General features: G+C 67.7%; 17 protein-coding genes. 6 read left to right on the top strand and 11 right to left on the bottom strand.

Annotated elements, in window-relative coordinates:
• Positions 1-62: 62 nt before the first annotated feature.
• From E3O49_RS16490 to murI, 4 genes are all read right to left on the bottom strand, one after another.
• Complete coding sequence (locus E3O49_RS16490) at positions 63-200, bottom strand: hypothetical protein (RefSeq protein WP_160141026.1); 138 nt, start codon at positions 198-200, stop codon at positions 63-65.
• A 238-nt stretch (positions 201-438) separates the two neighbouring features.
• Positions 439-1,029: an RdgB/HAM1 family non-canonical purine NTP pyrophosphatase gene (gene rdgB / locus E3O49_RS05515; RefSeq protein ID WP_134366016.1), complete on the bottom strand. Its 591-nt coding sequence runs from the start codon at positions 1,027-1,029 to the stop codon at positions 439-441.
• Between the two features lie 4 nt (positions 1,030-1,033).
• Positions 1,034-1,768 carry a ribonuclease PH gene (gene rph, locus E3O49_RS05510; RefSeq protein WP_134366017.1) on the bottom strand — a complete coding sequence of 245 codons (735 nt, stop codon included), beginning with the start codon at positions 1,766-1,768 and terminating at the stop codon, positions 1,034-1,036.
• On the bottom strand, positions 1,765-2,631 hold the full coding sequence (murI, locus tag E3O49_RS05505) for a glutamate racemase (protein ID WP_134366018.1): 867 nt from the start codon (positions 2,629-2,631) through the stop codon (positions 1,765-1,767). The genes rph and murI overlap by 4 nt, the downstream gene beginning before the upstream one ends.
• A 231-nt stretch (positions 2,632-2,862) precedes the next feature.
• Between murI and E3O49_RS05500 the strand changes: the two genes are divergently transcribed.
• Both E3O49_RS05500 and E3O49_RS05495 read left to right on the top strand, forming a co-directional pair.
• Positions 2,863-4,095, top strand: a complete 1,233-nt coding sequence (locus E3O49_RS05500) for a beta-ketoacyl-[acyl-carrier-protein] synthase family protein (RefSeq protein WP_198417471.1) — start codon at positions 2,863-2,865, stop codon at positions 4,093-4,095.
• A gap of 49 nt (positions 4,096-4,144) precedes the next feature.
• Positions 4,145-5,467 (top strand): nicotinate phosphoribosyltransferase, encoded by a 1,323-nt coding sequence (locus tag E3O49_RS05495; RefSeq protein WP_134366019.1) that lies wholly within the window; start codon positions 4,145-4,147, stop codon positions 5,465-5,467.
• A gap of 65 nt (positions 5,468-5,532) precedes the next feature.
• Here the strand turns inward: E3O49_RS05495 and E3O49_RS05490 are convergent, their stop codons facing one another.
• From E3O49_RS05490 to E3O49_RS17035, 3 genes are read right to left on the bottom strand one after another with little or no spacing between them, the layout of a single operon-like run.
• On the bottom strand, positions 5,533-5,826 hold the full coding sequence (locus tag E3O49_RS05490) for a DUF3039 domain-containing protein (RefSeq protein WP_134366020.1): 294 nt from the start codon (positions 5,824-5,826) through the stop codon (positions 5,533-5,535).
• 48 nt (positions 5,827-5,874) lie between these two features.
• Positions 5,875-7,449 carry a hypothetical protein gene (locus tag E3O49_RS05485; protein WP_241981009.1) on the bottom strand — a complete coding sequence of 525 codons (1,575 nt, stop codon included), beginning with the start codon at positions 7,447-7,449 and terminating at the stop codon, positions 5,875-5,877.
• The gene (locus E3O49_RS17035; protein ID WP_241981010.1) at positions 7,425-8,996 is read right to left on the bottom strand and encodes an ABC transporter ATP-binding protein; all 1,572 of its coding nucleotides are present in this window, start codon (positions 8,994-8,996) and stop codon (positions 7,425-7,427) included. The genes E3O49_RS05485 and E3O49_RS17035 overlap by 25 nt, the downstream gene beginning before the upstream one ends.
• A gap of 369 nt (positions 8,997-9,365) precedes the next feature.
• Here E3O49_RS17035 and E3O49_RS05475 point away from each other — a divergent pair, with 369 nt between their 5' ends.
• The 3 genes from E3O49_RS05475 to E3O49_RS05465 are packed head-to-tail and all read left to right on the top strand — an operon-like array spanning position 9,366 to position 11,664.
• A complete protein-coding gene (locus E3O49_RS05475) occupies positions 9,366-10,058 on the top strand; it encodes a phosphocholine cytidylyltransferase family protein (protein WP_134366022.1) in 693 nt (230 codons plus the stop codon).
• Positions 10,059-10,117: 59 nt separating this feature from the next.
• Positions 10,118-10,918: an ABC transporter permease gene (locus E3O49_RS05470; protein ID WP_241975892.1), complete on the top strand. Its 801-nt coding sequence runs from the start codon at positions 10,118-10,120 to the stop codon at positions 10,916-10,918.
• Positions 10,918-11,664, top strand: coding sequence for an ABC transporter ATP-binding protein (locus E3O49_RS05465; RefSeq protein ID WP_134451102.1), 747 nt, complete (start codon positions 10,918-10,920; stop codon positions 11,662-11,664). Before E3O49_RS05470 ends, E3O49_RS05465 begins: the two co-directional genes overlap by 1 nt.
• Here E3O49_RS05465 and E3O49_RS16485 read toward each other — a convergent pair.
• The gene (locus E3O49_RS16485; protein ID WP_160141025.1) at positions 11,651-11,956 is read right to left on the bottom strand and encodes a helix-turn-helix domain-containing protein; all 306 of its coding nucleotides are present in this window, start codon (positions 11,954-11,956) and stop codon (positions 11,651-11,653) included. The two genes, E3O49_RS05465 and E3O49_RS16485, sit on opposite strands and share 14 nt — an antisense overlap.
• Before the next feature lie 88 nt (positions 11,957-12,044).
• On the opposite strand from E3O49_RS16485, the gene E3O49_RS05455 reads away from it, so the two are divergent.
• Positions 12,045-12,953, top strand: a complete 909-nt coding sequence (locus E3O49_RS05455; protein ID WP_241975893.1) for a hypothetical protein — start codon at positions 12,045-12,047, stop codon at positions 12,951-12,953.
• A 42-nt stretch (positions 12,954-12,995) separates the two neighbouring features.
• On the opposite strand, the gene E3O49_RS05450 is transcribed toward E3O49_RS05455, so the two are convergent.
• The 3 genes from E3O49_RS05450 to E3O49_RS05440 are packed head-to-tail and all read right to left on the bottom strand — an operon-like array spanning position 12,996 to position 15,597.
• Entirely contained in the window at positions 12,996-14,213 is a 1,218-nt protein-coding gene (locus E3O49_RS05450) for an acetyl-CoA C-acetyltransferase (RefSeq protein WP_174235678.1), read from the bottom strand.
• On the bottom strand, positions 14,210-14,890 hold the full coding sequence (locus E3O49_RS05445) for a 3-oxoacid CoA-transferase subunit B (RefSeq protein ID WP_134366025.1): 681 nt from the start codon (positions 14,888-14,890) through the stop codon (positions 14,210-14,212). The genes E3O49_RS05450 and E3O49_RS05445 overlap by 4 nt, the downstream gene beginning before the upstream one ends.
• Positions 14,890-15,597 carry a CoA-transferase gene (locus tag E3O49_RS05440; protein WP_134451100.1) on the bottom strand — a complete coding sequence of 236 codons (708 nt, stop codon included), beginning with the start codon at positions 15,595-15,597 and terminating at the stop codon, positions 14,890-14,892. Before E3O49_RS05440 ends, E3O49_RS05445 begins: the two co-directional genes overlap by 1 nt.
• Positions 15,598-15,637: the final 40 nt, after the last annotated feature.

The raw sequence follows: 15,637 nt of genomic DNA, 5'->3' as shown, positions 1-15,637 counted from the left end.
ACATTCCCGACGACGACGTGGATCAACGAACCCGAAAAGGAAGGAACGAACTCAATGACCGCCTAAGGAAACTGACTCACATAGGTTGACATCTTCCGGGCACCGATGATTTCGACCACGAGCACGGTCGCGACGATGCCGATCGCCAACGACAGCCGCGCGCGGTTCGTCTGCGAGGTGTGCGCGTGATCGTGTCCCATGCGTCCACGGTATGGCGAGCGACGCCGCCCCGCCAGTTGGCCCCTCTCCGGGATCGAGCACCGCGCCTGCTCCCGCCGGGTCCGAGCCCACCGGGTCCGAGCCCACCCGTCAGGGCCCGGCCCCGAACCAATTCGACGGAGAATCTGCCCGAAACGGCCCCGAAAGCCTCGAAACCGCCTGTTTAGAGCAATATCTCCGTCGAATTGGTTCAGGGGCGGGGCGGTGGGACGGGGAAGGTCACACCGCGAGCAGGGTCTGCAACACCGGGATCAGCTTGTCGAAGGCACGGGCCCGGTGGCTGTGCTCGTTCTTCACGTTGGGCGTCAGCTCGGCGGCGGAGATGGCGTAGCCGTCGGGCAGGAAGATCGGGTCGTAGCCAAAACCGCCGGAGCCGCTCGGCGCGGTCAGGATCTGCCCCGGCCATTCACCGGTCACGTGCCATTCCGTGCCGTCGGGCAGCGCGAGCGCGGCCACGCAGGTGAAGTGGCCCCCGCGGTGTTCGGCGCCCATGTCACCGAGCTGCCAGAGCAGCAACCGCAGGTTCTCGTCCGAGTCCCTTGCGGGACCGGCCCACCGGGCGGAGAAGATCCCGGGCGACCCGCCCAGCACGTCTACGCAGATCCCCGAGTCGTCGGCGATCGCCGGCAGCCCGGTGTGCGCGGCGGCGGCGCGCGCCTTGATCAGGGCGTTCTCGGCGAAGGTGGCGCCGTCCTCGACCGGCTCCGGGCCGTCATAGGCGAGAACCTCGAGTGCGGGGAGCTTCGGGGCGAGGATGCGACGCAGCTCCTCGACCTTGTGCGGATTGTGGGTGGCGAGAACGACCTGCACGGCCCTAACGCCCCAGTGCCGTCTTCTGGAACTCGGTCAGGGACACCGTGCCCGCCAGTGCCAGGTCGAGTAGCGAGTTCAGCTCCTGCCGGTCGAAGGGAGCACCCTCGGCCGTTCCCTGAACCTCGACGAAGAGGCCGCGGCCCGTGACGACGACGTTCATGTCGGTTTCGGCCTTGGAGTCCTCGACGTAGGCGAGGTCGAGCATGGGCACGCCGCCGACGATGCCGACGGAGATGGCCGAGACGCTGTCGATGAGCGGCTGAGCCTTCTGGCTGAGAAACTTCTTCTCCCGGCCCCACTCGAGCGCGTCCGCGAGGGCGACGTAGGCACCCGTGATGGCCGCCGTGCGGGTGCCGCCGTCGGCCTGCAGCACGTCGCAGTCCAGCACGATGGTGTTCTCGCCGAGGGCCTTCATGTCGACGACGGCGCGCAGGCTCCGCCCGACCAGACGGCTGATCTCGTGGGTGCGGCCGCCGATCCGGCCCTTGACCGACTCGCGGTCCATCCGGGAATCGGTGGAACGCGGCAGCATGGAGTACTCTGCCGTGACCCAGCCTTTGCCCTTGCCGGCCATCCAGCGCGGAACGCCGTTGGTGAAGGAGGCTGTGCAGAGAACCTTCGTGCGTCCGAACGAGATCAGTGCGGAGCCCTCGGCCTGGTCGCTCCAGCCTCGCTCGATCGTGACGGGGCGCAGCTGGTCAGTGGTTCGTCCGTCTACGCGCACAATATCGGTCACGAGATCTCCTTGGTGATGGTGGGGTGCGAAGCGGCGAACTCGGCAAGTTCGCTCAGGCTGAATGAGCCGGTCTCGACCAGGTCGACCCGGGAGATTTCCGGTCCGATCAGGCGATGGGCCAGGCGAAGGAAATCCTCGGCGCTGTCGCCGGTGGCCTCATACCGGTAGCTGGGGGGCGCAGCCTCGGTGCGCGCCAGGCCCTGGCTGACGAGCAGCCGGTACACGTCGTTGGCGGTTTCGGTGTCGCTGGAGACGAGGGTGACCGCGTCGCCCATCACGTACGAAATGGCGCCGCGCAGGAACGGGTAGTGGGTGCAGCCGAGGACGAGGGTGTCGACCTCCGCGGCCTGCAACGGGGCGAGGTACTCCTCGGCGACGGCGAGCAGCTCGTCACCGGTGGTCACGCCCGCCTCGACGAATTCCACGAATCGGGGGCAGGCCTGGGTGAAGAGCCGGATGTTCGTGGCCGCGGCGAACGCGTCGTCGTAGGCGAGGGAGTTGACGGTGCCGAGGGTGCCGACCACGCCGACACGGTTGTTGCGGGTGGCGCGGACGGCGCTCCGCACCGCCGGCTGGATGACCTCCACCACGGGAACGCTGTAGCGCTCGCGGGCGTCCCGCAGCACGGCAGCCGACGCGGTGTTGCAGGCGATCACCAGCATCTTCACGTCCTGCGCGACCAGGTCGTCGAGCACCTTCAGGGCGAAGCCGCGCACATCTGCGATCTTCTTCGGACCATACGGGGAGTGCTCCGTGTCGCCGATATAGAGGATCGATTCGTTGGGCAGCTGATCCTTGATCGCCCGGGCGACGGTCAGGCCGCCCACTCCGGAATCGAAGATTCCTATCGGTGCATCCGTCACGACAGACGAGCCTACCCGGATTCCCTGACAGCTCGCCCGACAGCGCGGTCGCCTGCAGTCCGGGCCGCGGAACTGAGTGCTTTCAGGGCGCATTCCCAGACTCACGGCACGGATGCCGGCACGTACCGAGAAGGGAATATGGCCGTAACTACACTCGAAATACGGGTGCCGCCAACCGACGAGATCCGCACAAAGATGGCGTCACATTCGCCGTTTGAGGAGATGATCACCGTGAATGATCGAGTTGTAATCACCGGGCTGGGCGCCTTGACGCCGCTGGGGAACAATTGGCGCGACACGTGGTCAGGCCTCACCAACGGGCGCAGCGGCGTCGCCCGGATAACCCAGTTCGATCCCACCGGTCTGCCGACGCAGATCGCCGGCGAGGTGAAGAACTTCATTCCGGCCGACCATATGGCCGTAAAGCAGGTCAAGCGCGCCTCCCGGTCCTCGCGGCTCGCGATCGCCGCGGCCCGTGAGGCGGTGGCGGATGCCGGCTTCGGCACCTCGATGGAAGGGATCGACACGGCTGTCGTCGTCAACAGCGCCGTCAGCGGTTTCGCGGAGATCCAGGAAGCAACCGAGCTCGTCAACTCCGGAGACTCCCGGCGCATCCCGCCGCGCTTCGTGCCCTCGGCCCTGCTGAACATGGCCGCCTGCGAGGTCGCGATCGACCTCGGCATCCACGGCCCGGTCAACGCGAGCGCCCTGGCCTGCGCCAGCGGGGCCTATGCGCTCCTCGAAGCCCGCACCATGCTCATCATGGGCGACGCCGACGTCGTCATCGCCGGCGGTGTCGAGGCCGCCATCACGCCCGTCATGTTCGCCGGACTGAACGCCATGCACGCGGCCTCCACGAACAACGACTCGCCGGCCGAGGCCTCCCGCCCATTCGACGCCGACCGCAACGGACTCGTCTTCGGGGAGGGAGCGGTCGTCTTCGTGATGGAGCTGCTCTCCCACGCCCGCGCCCGCGGTGCCCAGATCTACGCCGAGGTGCTGGGCGGCGCCCTCACCAGCGACGGCCACAGCATCGTCGCGCCCGAACCCACCGGCAAATTCGCGAGCCTGGCCATGACCCGCGCCCTCATCAAGTCGAAGCTGAACCCGAGCGACATCGACATGATCTGCGCCCACGGCACCTCCACCCAGGCCAACGACCGGGCCGAGACCTCGGCGATCCGCCAGGCGCTCGGTCAGGCTGCCGATTCCATCGCCGTCACCGCACCCAAATCGATGACCGGCCACATGATCGGGGCCGCGGGCGCCCTCTCCGGCCTGCTCTGCGCGCTATCGATCCGCACCGGAATCATCCCACCCACGATCAACTACACGACCCCCGACCCGGACTGCACGCTCGACTACGTGCCCAGGGTGGCCCGGGAGAAGCCGGTGAAGTTCGCGCTGGCCAACGCCTTCGGCTTCGGCGGCCAGAACTGCATCGTCGCCTTCGGGGCGCTGTAAGCCGAACTCTTTGACGAGGCCGAGTCAGGCCGAGGGATAGGCTTTCCGAGTGACCGAATCCTCAGCGTTCCGCACCGACCGTTACGAGCTCACGATGGTGGATGCCGCGATCCAGAGCGGCACCGCCGATAGGGAGTGCCAGTTCGAGGCCTTCGCACGCCGACTGCCCTCCGGCCGCCGCTACGGCATCGTGGCCGGCACCGGCAGGTTGCTCGAACTGATCCGTTCGTTCCGGTTCGAGGATGCCGAGCTCACCTGGCTGCGTGACAATAAGGTGGTTCGCGAGCCCACCCTCGACTGGCTCGCGAACTACGCCTTCCGAGGCAACATCTGGGGCTACCAGGAGGGCGAGGCGTACTTTCCCGGCTCCCCCCTGGTCACGGTCGACGGCAGCTTCGCCGAGTGCGTGATCCTCGAGACCCTCATCCTCAGCGTGCTCAACTACGACAGTTCCGTGGCCAGCGCGGCCGCGCGGATGGTGTCGGTGAGTCTGGGCAGGCCCCTGGCCGAGATGGGATCGAGGCGCACGGGCGAGTACTCCGCCGTGGCCGCCGCCCGTGCCGCCTACATCGCCGGGTTCGCCTCGACCAGCAACCTCGAAGCCGGACGCAGCTGGGGTGTGCCCACGATGGGCACGGCCGCCCACTCCTTCACCCTCCTCCACGACAGCGAGGAAGACGCCTTCCGCGCGCAAGTGGCCGCTTTCGGCCCGGCGACGACGCTGCTGGTGGACACCTTCGACGTCGAGAAGGGCATCCGGCTGGCGGTCGACGTGGCCGGCCCGGAGCTCGGGTCCATCCGCATCGATTCCGGCGACCTGCCGACCGTGGCCGCGAGCGCCCGCGCCCGGCTGGACTCGCTCGGCGCCGTCAACACCCGCATCACGGTCACCAGCGACCTCGACGAGTACTCCATCGCGGCGCTGTCCGCATCGCCCGTCGACGCTTTCGGGGTGGGCACCTCGGTCGTGACCGGATCCGGGTCCCCCGCGGCGGGCATGGTCTACAAGCTGGTGGCCCACCGGGACGACGCCGGTGAATGGGTCTCGGTCGCCAAGACGTCTCCCGCGAAGATCTCGGTCGGCGGGCGCAAGCGGTCCGTGCGGCAACTCGACGCGGCGGGGATCGCCCGCGCCGAGGTCGTCCTGATCGGCGAGGATCCGGCGGATGCCGCCCCGCCCGCCGAGCCGGAGGGGCGGGACCGCGTACTGCTCGTGCCGCTGGTGACCGCCGGCGTGTTCGACGACCGCTACCTCGGAACGGCCGGAACGTTGCTCGCCCGCGCCCACCACGCATCCGTCATGCAGGAACTGCCGATGGAAGCGTTCCGCCTGGGGCGCGGAGACCCCGTTCTGCCGACCCTGTACCGCTAGAACCGTACCGCTAGGGCCCTACCGCTCCGCCAGGGCCGTACCGCCGCACGGTCAGCGCTTGGGGGTCAGGAGGCCTTCATCTTCTCGTAGATCGCCTTGCAGGTCGGGCAGACCGGGAACTTCTCCGGGTCGCGTCCCGGCAGCCACTTCTTGCCGCACAGTGCCTTCACCGGCTTGCCGGAGATGGCGGACTCGAGGATCTTGTCCTTGGGCACGTAGTGCGAGAAACGTTCGTGGTCGCCCGGCTCGATTTGCTCCCGGTTGAGGAGTTCTTCGAGTTCGCGGTCCAGCGTGGATGTGCCGCCGCCGGCGCCGGGGCTGCCGGGTTCTGCGATGCTCGCACGGAAGTCTTCAGTCATGCCTGACATTCTAGGCAACCCCGCTCGGAAACGGCAGGGAGCACCAGGTCAGGCGCGGATTGCTGAGGCGAGCATCTCCGGGCCCCGTCGATCAAACGCCCGCGAGCCCAGCCAGACCCCGAGAGTCAGGGTCAGGATGCCCACGCCCACGCCCAGCAGGAGGGCCGGCAGATGCCAGATCGGGCTGACGAAGACCCCCAGCAGTCCGCAGGCGATGGCCGGGAGGGACAGGGCGATCGAGCCGGCGAACGTCAGGGACTGGATCAAGGCCGCCGGAGTATCCGATGCCTGCGGCTGGGAGAAGGGGCTGTCTCCGGGTTTCGTCGCCGGGTACGGGAACCGCGCTGAGGCGTAACTCGAGAAGCCAAGCCCGGTCAGCAGGATGCACGTGCTCACTCCCAGCACCGAAGGCAGGGCGGTCCAGTCGCCGTAGACGGAAATGCTGATCGCCGACCCGATGCCGATCAAGGGGATGCCCACCATCAGGCCCGGAACGAGGCGGCCGAGCCGGTCGGATAAACCGCGGGTGCCGGAAGCCACGTGCAGCCAGACGGCGGTGTGGTCGAAGGCCACGTCGTTGTGCAGCGTCCAGCCCAGGAAGACGCTCATCAGGGGCACCGGGAGCAGTGCGAGGTAGGACAGGGGGATCCCGGCGAAGTTCAACGGGATGATCACGAGCACCGGGATGATCGGAATCATGATCAGCGACATCCAGTACCGCGAGTCGCGGCGCCAGTAGGTGAGGCTGCGGGCGGCGATGGCGCCGACGGGCGTGTGCGGCATGCGGTCGAACCACCCGAGACCGCCGTACTGACGAGCCGGGGCTTCCCGACCCGGCGTGACCAGCATCCGGGCGACGAGGCCCTGCCACGCCTGCCACAGCACGTAGACCGTCGCCAGTGCCACGAGGAGCTTCAGGAAAGCCGTGCCCCAGGAACCCGTCGCCGCGTCTCCCGGAACGGCCCAGGCCGCGCCCAGCGGCGTCCAGCCGAGAATCGCGGACAGCCCTCCGAGCAGGTCGAGGCCGTACTGTTCCCAGTCGAAGTTGAGGGCCAGGAGCACGACGGGCGCGATCATGACCAGCACCAGCACGCCGATGATTCCGGTGAACTCGCGCGACCGGCGGGTCGCCAGCAGGAATGCGGCCAGGGACGTGCTGACCCGCGACGCCAGCATGCACGTGGCCAGCAGCACAACGGCGGACACCAGGGCCAGGAGTGTCTCGAGGATGCCCCGCGACCAGGTCACGACGGTGCCGAGAAGAACCAGAGCCAGTACGAACGCGGGCACCCCGATGACCGAGGACACCGCCAGTCCGAGCGACAGCTGCCGATTCGGAATGCCCATGATCGCGAACTTGCGCGGGTCCATCGCGTCGTCGACGCCGAACACGAGCGGGACCAGCAGGAAGCCGAGCATGACGAATGCCCCGCAGACGACCATGCCGTCGCGGATGGCCTCGACGTCACCGGTGAATCGCAGCCCCACCAGCAGAACCAGAAGGCCCAGCGCTAGGACGAGCCCGTACAAAAGCCCGATCGCGATGCCCACGATCTGCCAGGGGCTGCGCCGGAAGAGATTGGCGAGCAGACGGAGTCTCAGTCCGAGAAACTGTGCAACCACTCCATGCCCTCCGCCACTTTGCGACCGCCGGCCAGTTCGATGAACCGTTCCTCGAGCGTCGACTCACCGCGCACCTCGTCAACGGTGCCGGACGCCAGAACGGCACCCTGCACGATGATGGCCACATGGTCACAGACCCGCTGGATCATGTCCATACCGTGACTGGAGAGCACGACCGTGCCCCCGCTGGCCACGTACTTCTGCAGGATCTCGGTGACGTTGACGGCCGAGACCGGGTCCACGGATTCGAACGGTTCATCGAGTACCAGCAAGCGTGGCGAGTGGATCATGGCGCAGGCCAGGGCGATCTTCTTCGTCATACCGGCCGAGTAGTCGGCGACCAGCCGGTTGAGAGCCTCCTCCAGCCCGAAGGCCACGGCCAGGTCCGCCGAACGCTTCCGCACCGTCACGGCATCGAGCCCGCGCAGAACTCCGGAGTAGTAGATGAGCTGGGCGCCGGTCAGCCGGTCGAACAGCCGCAACCGGTCAGGAAGCACTCCGATCAGGCGCTTGGCTGCGATCGGACTCCCCCAGACGTCGATCCCGTTGATCGTCACTGAGCCTTCATCCGGCCGCAGCAGGCCGGTGATCATGGACAGCGTCGTGGTCTTGCCGGCGCCGTTGGGCCCGACGATCCCATAGAACGATCCGGTCCGCACCTCGAGGTCGACCCCCGCCACGGCGACGGTCTGGCCGAAGCTCTTCCGCAGGCCGCTCACGGCCAGGACGATCGGCGCCGCAGGGTCTGTGGGCGCGACCGGTGCGACCGCGGACTTCCGGGGCGTGCGGTTGGATGCGGGACGCTTCGGCTCCGCGACGACTGGCTCAACGACGACGGACTCAACGACGACGGACTCAACGGCATGGGGGTCGGCAACAGGTTCAACGACGGGTTCGACGCGAACGGGTGCCACCGCGACCAGCGGCACGTCCGCGGCGAGGGGCACATCCGCCACCTCGAGTGCAAGCGGCACGTCCGCGACAAACGGCACTCCGTCGACGACGGATGCCGCGGCCCCGGCCGACGAGTCGTCGCCGCTTCCGGCAGGCTCCGGAACCAGCCGACCGGTCGACGCCTGGAGCGCAGCCGCGCGAACGGCTGCAGCCTTCGCCGCACTGGCCTTGGCGGCGCTGGCTTTGGCTGCGCTGGCCTTCGCCGAGCTGGTCTTGGTGGCCGTGGCCTTGGCCGCGCCGGCCCGTGCCACGCCCGATTTCACGGCGGACTCCGACTTCGCCGCCGCCGTGCGGGCGGCGGTCGCCCTTGCCGCGGCCGTCCGGGCGGACGGTGTCCGGGGAGTGGCCGCCGGGGCGGAGGAGACGGCTTCGCCCGCCGCCGACTCGCGGGCGGGAGTCGACGCCCCGACGGCCTTCGTGGGCCTGGCCCTGGCCACCGGCTTCTTCGGCGCGGTGAGCGCGGAAGCGGGAGCGGAATCGGCACCGAGATCCGCCGCGGCTGCCCTGGCGGAGGCGGTGGTGGGGCGCGCTGTGGCCGGACGGGGGGTACCCGGCGTGCGCGCCGGGGCCGTTCGGACCGTGGATTTACGCACCGGCATCTTGCGCACAGGCAGGGTCGCCGTGGCCTCTGATTCAGCGGAAACCTGCCTCGGTACTGCAGTCCTCGGCTCGCGGGGCTCGGAATTGGGGGGCACGTCAGTCACCTCGCTAACCTACCAAGGACCGTCTGACACCGCAGGTTTGGGGGGTCAGCCAAAGACACATTCTGCGGTGCCCGGGACACCGGTCGGGTCACGAAAGCAACACGTTACGAGCATGCTCTTCCCCCGGATATGGCCCTTAAGGTATTCTGAAGCGGGCATAACGGTGTGTCTATACGTGACCTTATGGGTGAACCCTAGACAAACTCTGTCCCACTACGAGTGTTGTCTCGGTCCCAAAACTTTTTGAAGGAGACAATCGTGACCACTCAGGTAGTCATTCTGGCAGCAGGCATGGGCAGCAGACTCGGCCGTTCGCTCCCGAAGCCGCTCACCGAACTCAACGACGGTCGAACGATCATGCAGCAGCAGTTCGACAACATCGGGCACGCCTTCGGCAAGAAGGCCAAGGTCACCATCGTCGTCGGCTACAAGCTCGAGCACATCATCGAGGCCTTCCCGCAGGCATCCTTCGTCTACAACGAAGAATACGACCAGACGAACACGTCGAAGAGCCTGATGCGTGCCCTGCAGGCCTCCACCACCGGCGGAGTGCTGTGGATGAACGGCGACGTCGTCTTCGACCCCGCCATCCTCGATCGCGCCGCCGCCATGGTGGCTCGCGACCAGTCCTTCGTGACCGTCAACACCTCCAAGGTGTCCGACGAAGAGGTCAAGTACACGACCAGCGCCGAGGGCTACATCAAGGAACTGTCGAAGACCGTCAAGGGCGGCCTCGGCGAAGCCGTCGGCATCAACTACATCTCCAGCGCCTACAAGGCCGTTCTGCTTCACCACCTGACGAAGGTGGGCGACCAGGACTACTTCGAGCGCGGCATCGAACTTGCCATCGAGAAGAACAACCTGCTGGTCGAACCGCTCGACATCTCCGACTTCTATGCCGTCGAGGTCGACTTCGCCGAGGATCTCGAGCGGGCCAACCTGTTCGTCTAGGCCTGTTCCTCCAGGCGTTGGCACCTGGGGCCGCGTCTTGCGGCCCTACGATAGAGCGCGTGAGTAGTTACGCGGAAGTGCGCCCTGAGCAGCGCACGTCTTCCGCCCGATATCGTCATTCCCTCTGGTTGCTCACTCAGCGGGACCTGCGCGTGCGGTATTCGACGTCGCTGCTCGGCTACTTCTGGTCAATCCTCGACCCGCTCGTGATGGCCGGGATCTACTGGTTCGTTTTCACGCAGGTCTTCCAGCGCGGCGTGGGCAACGAGCCGTACATCGTGTTCCTCCTCGCCGCCCTGCTGCCCTGGATGTGGTTCAACGGCACGGTCTCCGACTGCACCCGGGCGTTCCTTCGGGAAGCAAAGCTCATCCGGTCGACGAGGATCCCCCGCACGATCTGGGTCAACCGGCTGGTTCTCTCCAAGGGGATCGAGTTCCTGGCGTCCATTCCGGTACTGGTGCTGTTCGCGGTCTTCTCCGGCGCGCAGATCAACCTCGACGCCGTCTTCTTCCCGCTGGCCATCCTGATCCAGGCGGTGCTGACTGTCGGGGTGGGCCTCATCGTCGCTCCGCTGGTGGTCTTCTTCCGCGATCTGGAGCGCGCCGTCAAGCTCGTGCTGCGTTTCCTCTTCTACGCCTCCCCGATCATCTACGGCACCACCGACCTACCGGAACAACTGCAGTTCTGGGCGGCATTCAACCCGCTCAGCGGCATCTTCAGCCTGTATCGCGCAGCGTTCTTCCCTGGGCAGCTCAACTGGGCCGTCGTCGGTGTCAGCGCCGCAATGTCGCTTGCGCTGCTCCTGGGCGGGCTCGTTGTCTTCACGCGCACGGAGCGCGCAGTCTTGAAGGAGATCTAGTGCCGGCACCGGTGATCACCCTGACGGGGGTCGGCATCCGTTTTCGACGAAATCGGCGCGGCCGCCGCACGTTCAAGGACATGTTCGCCGGCAGCAAGCGGCGGATCCGCCCAGGCGAGTTCTGGGCGCTGCGGAACGCGTCCTTCTCCGTGCAGCGCGGCGAGGCGATCGGCGTGGTCGGTCGCAACGGCCAGGGCAAGTCCACCCTCCTGAAACTCGTCACCGGCGTCGTGCTGCCCGACGAGGGCACCGTGCACGTGACGGAGGGCGTCGCCCCGCTGATCGAGATCACCGGCGGGTTCGTCGACGACCTGAGCGTGCGCGACAATGTGTACCTCACAGCGGGCCTGCACGGCATGACGAAAAAGCAGATCAACGTGCGCTTTGACGAGATCATCGAATTCGCCGAGATCGCCGATTTCGTCGACACGCCCTATAAGCACCTGTCCAGCGGGATGAAGGTGCGCATCGCTTTCGCCGTCATTTCCCGCCTCGAGGAACCGATCCTCCTCGTCGACGAGGTACTCGCCGTGGGCGACAAGGCCTTCCGGGAGAAATGCTACCGGCGCATCGAGGAGCTCCTCGCGGGCGGACGGACACTGTTTTTCGTCTCGCACAACGAACGGGACCTACGCCGGTTCTGCACCCGGGGTCTGTACCTGGACAAGGGCAAGCTGGTACTGGATGCGCCCATCGACGAGGTCCTGGCGCTGTACAACACCCAGTACGGCATCAAGTCGGCCTGATCTGGCCCGTCCACGTCGAGCCGGTCGACCGCGTGAGACTGTCGCGTGTGGGCGGCAACTGCTCGGCGCTGAACCCGGTCATCAAATCGCCTGGCTCCAGGCCGAGCACCGTTGCGAGCCGAATCAGCGTGTGAAACGTCGGATTGCCGTGACCGCGGTCGATACGCGCATAATTCGACACGTTGAGCCCGGCCAGGAGCGCCACGGCCTCCTGATTGAGGGCGAGCTGGCGTCGCCGGCGCCGTAACCTCAGTCCGAGGATGCGCGATGCTTCCGATTTCGGGTCAGACATCCTCCCTGTATAGGCGCGCCCGGCGATTCCCACCAGTGGCCCATCTGAGACACGTAAACTCATCGAGAATTCGAAGGAGCGTGCTCTGATGGCCAGAAAGCCACAACCAATGGTGTCGACAACGGGCGGTCTGCCCCAGGGCGGGCAACTGCCGTCCGGAGTCATCGCGGGCTTCGACCGTGTGATGGCGATCCACCGCCCGGCCGTGCTGGCGCACATCCGCGCGATCCGCCGGCGGTCCCCTCACGCGACCCCGGTCGAGATCATCGTCATCCTCGAACGGCGCTATGTCGCCGCCGTCACCACCGGCGGCGCGGCCGTCGGCGCGACAGCGGTCATCCCGGGCGTGACCACCGGCATCACCCTGGCCCTGTCCGGGGTGGAAACGGCCGGCTTCCTCGAAGCGACGGCCCTGTTCACCCAATCGGTGAGCGAGGTGCACGGCATCGCCGTCGCCGACCCGGAACGCGCCCGCGCCCTGGTGATGACGATGATGCTCGGACACGAAGGATCGGAACTCGTGCGCCAGCTGGCCGGCCAGGCCACGGGCAATGGGGCCGCGCGCAACGTCTACTGGGGCGAACTCGTCACCACCAGCCTCCCCCGAGCCATCATGGGGCCGCTGACGGACCGATTGAAGAGCAGCTTCCTCCGGCAGTTCGCGGCCAGGGGCGGGGCCAGCTTCATCGGAAAGGCCCTCCCGTTCGGTGTCGGCGCGATCGTCGGCGGTGCCGGCAACAACATCCTCGGCAAGCGGGTGGTGCAGACCTCGCGGATGGCATTCGGCCTGCCGCCGGCCGGCTTCAGCCCCGACCTCGACCCGAAAATGCCGGATCTCGTCGTGGGCGAAGGCACCGCGGCGCGCCGGATCGCCGTCTTCAACCGCAGGACCCTGTCCGGGCTGTCCGGCCGGCTGTCCCCGCGGCGACGGATGCAGCCCGCGCGAGGTCCACAGGAACCGGCCGGCAATCCCGCGTCCGGCCCAGCCCCCGTGTAGCGACATCGAAAGGCCTGGCCTGGTCCCGGTCGTGCGCCCCGGTCACACCCGTTCGAAGACGGCGGCCAGGCCCTGGCCACCGCCGATGCACATGGTTTCGAGCAGGAAACGGCCCTCCGTGCGCTGCAGCTGCCGGGTGGCCGTTGCGAGGATCCGCGCGCCGGTGGCGCCCACCGGGTGGCCGAGGGAGATGCCGGAGCCGTTCACGTTGGTGCGGTCCCAGTCGGCGTCGGTGAAGTTCCATTCGCGCGAGACGGCGAGAAACTGCGCGGCGAAGGCCTCGTTGAGCTCGATCAGGTCGATGTCGGCGAGTACGAGCCCGGCGCGTTCAAGTGCCTTCGCGGTGGCGGGCACCGGGCCGAGGCCCATCCGCGACGGGTCGACGCCGGCCCGGGCCCACGACCGGAGACTCACGAGCGGTGTGAGTCCGAATTCGGCGGCGCGCTCGGGCGTGGTCACGATGCAGGCGGCGGCCGCGTCGTTCTGCCCGCTGGCATTTCCGGCGGTGACAGTGGATGCCGCATCCGTGGTCAGCAGGATGGGGCGCAGGCCGGCGAGGGCCTCACGGCTGGTCGCGCGGGGGGTCTCGTCGGCCGAAACCACAACAGCGCCCTTGCGACCGGGCACGATGACCGGGACGATTTCGTCGAGGAAACGACCGTCTGCGACGGCGGCCAGCGCACGCTGCTGGGAGCGCACGGCGAGTTCGTCCTGTTCGACGCGGTCGATTCCGTAGTCGCGGCGCAGGTTCTCGGCAGTTTCGAGCATGCCGCCGGGAACCGGGAAACGCCGACCGCCGGCGGTCTCTCGGCCGCGGCCGAGTGCGTCGCGCAGCAGCATTCCGGCGGTGCCACCCACGCCCCAGCGGGAATCGACCGTGTAGAACGGGGCCTGGCTCATCACGTCGACGCCGCCGGCGATGGCGAGGTCGCTGGCGCCGGTCTGCACCTGCATGGCGGCGTCGAGGACGGCCTGCAGACCGGAGCCGCAGCGGCGGTCGACCTGCACGCCGCCCACAGTCACCGGCAGGCCCGCGTTGAGGGCAGCGACCCGGGCGACCGGTGCGGCCTCGGCGGACGGGTAGGCCTGGCCGAAGATGACGTCGTCGACGAGCGCGCCGTCGAGGTGGGTGCGTTCGAGCAGCGCGGCGATCACCGCCGCGGCGAGGTCGGCGGGCGCCACGGTCTTGAAAGCTCCGCCGAAACGACCGATGGGGGTGCGGAGCGGTTCGCAGATGACGACCTCGCGCAGCGCGGTCATCCGGCGACCATTTCGGTGAGCAAGGTGCGAATCGTGAGCGGCGGCCCTGGCACGAGCAGCGTCGCCTCGGTGGCGGCCTGGACCTCGGCCACGGTGACGCCCGGCGCGAGTTCGCGCAGCACGAGTCCGGCCGGGCTGACATCGATCACGGCGAGGTCGGTGATGATGCGGGTCGCGACGGCCTTGCCGGTGAGCGGCAGGTCGCAGGCCTTTTTGATCTTGAATTCTCCGGTCTTGGTCAGGTGTTCCATGACGACGAGCACCGTGTCGGCACCGTGCACGAGGTCCATCGCGCCGCCCATGCCCTTGATCATCTTGCCGGGCACGGCCCAGTTTGCGATGTCGCCGACGACAGACACCTGCATGGCGCCGAGCACGGCGACGTCGATCAGGCCGCCGCGGATCATGCCGAAGCTCTGTGCCGAGTCGAAGTAGGCGGCGCCGGGGTTGACGGTGACGGTTTCCTTCCCGGCGTTGATGAGTTTCGGGTCTTCCTCGCCCTCCCAGGGGTACGGGCCGACGCCGAGCACACCGTTTTCGGAGTGCAGAACCACGTGCACACCGTCCGGCAGAAAGTTGGGGATGAGTGTCGGCAGGCCGATACCGAGATTGACGTAGGAGTCGGGGGCAAGTTCCTGGGCGGCCCGGGCCGCCATCTCGTTGCGGGTGAGGGCCATCAGTTCGCTCCGGTCTCGTCCGGGGGTGAATGCGCCACGGCGGATGCCGACGGCCGTGGCCGCGTCGTCGTCTTCTCGATCGGCAGATCGGCGGCGTCCACCGCGCCGAGCTGCACGATGCGGTTCACATAAATCCCGGCGAGGTGCACCTGGTCGGGGTCGATCTTACCCGGTTCGACCAGTTCGTCGACCTCGGCAATGGTGATGCGACCGGCCATGCCGGCGACCGGGTTGAAGTTGCGGGCCGATTTCTCGAACACGAGGTTGCCGTGCCGGTCGCCCTTGGCCGCGCGCACGAGGGTGTAGTCGGTGACGATGGCCTCTTCGAGCACGTACTCCTTCTCCCCGCCGCGCAGGGAGGAGAAGGTGCGGGTCTGCTTGGGCGGGGACGACACCGTCACCTCGCCATCCGGCCCGTAGCGCCAGGGCAGGCCCCACAGCTTCATGCCGAGCGAGTACTGTCCGTTGTCGTGCTTGGTCAGGCCGCCCCAACCAACCCACTCCGCGACCAGCCGGTGCGTGGTCGAAAGCGGCAGGCCGGCCCGCTGGGCGATGGCCGTCAGCGTCAGGGTGAGAGAGGTCGCCCCGGCGGGCGCGGTGAACGCGTCGAGAATGGCGAAGAGTCGGGCCGCGACGGAACGATTGTCGACGGCGACCGGGGCCGACAGCCCGTCCGCCGCCGTTGTGTGCGCTGGTTTTCCGCTCATACCCCGACACGCTAGCGCGATCCACCGACAACTTCCACTG

The sequence above is a fragment of the Cryobacterium shii genome (assembly GCF_004402595.1).
GTDB classification, from domain to species: Bacteria; Actinomycetota; Actinomycetes; order Actinomycetales; family Microbacteriaceae; genus Cryobacterium; species Cryobacterium shii.
The sequence above is the reverse complement of the archived record's forward strand: the minus strand, read 5'-3'. Positions and strand labels throughout refer to the sequence as shown.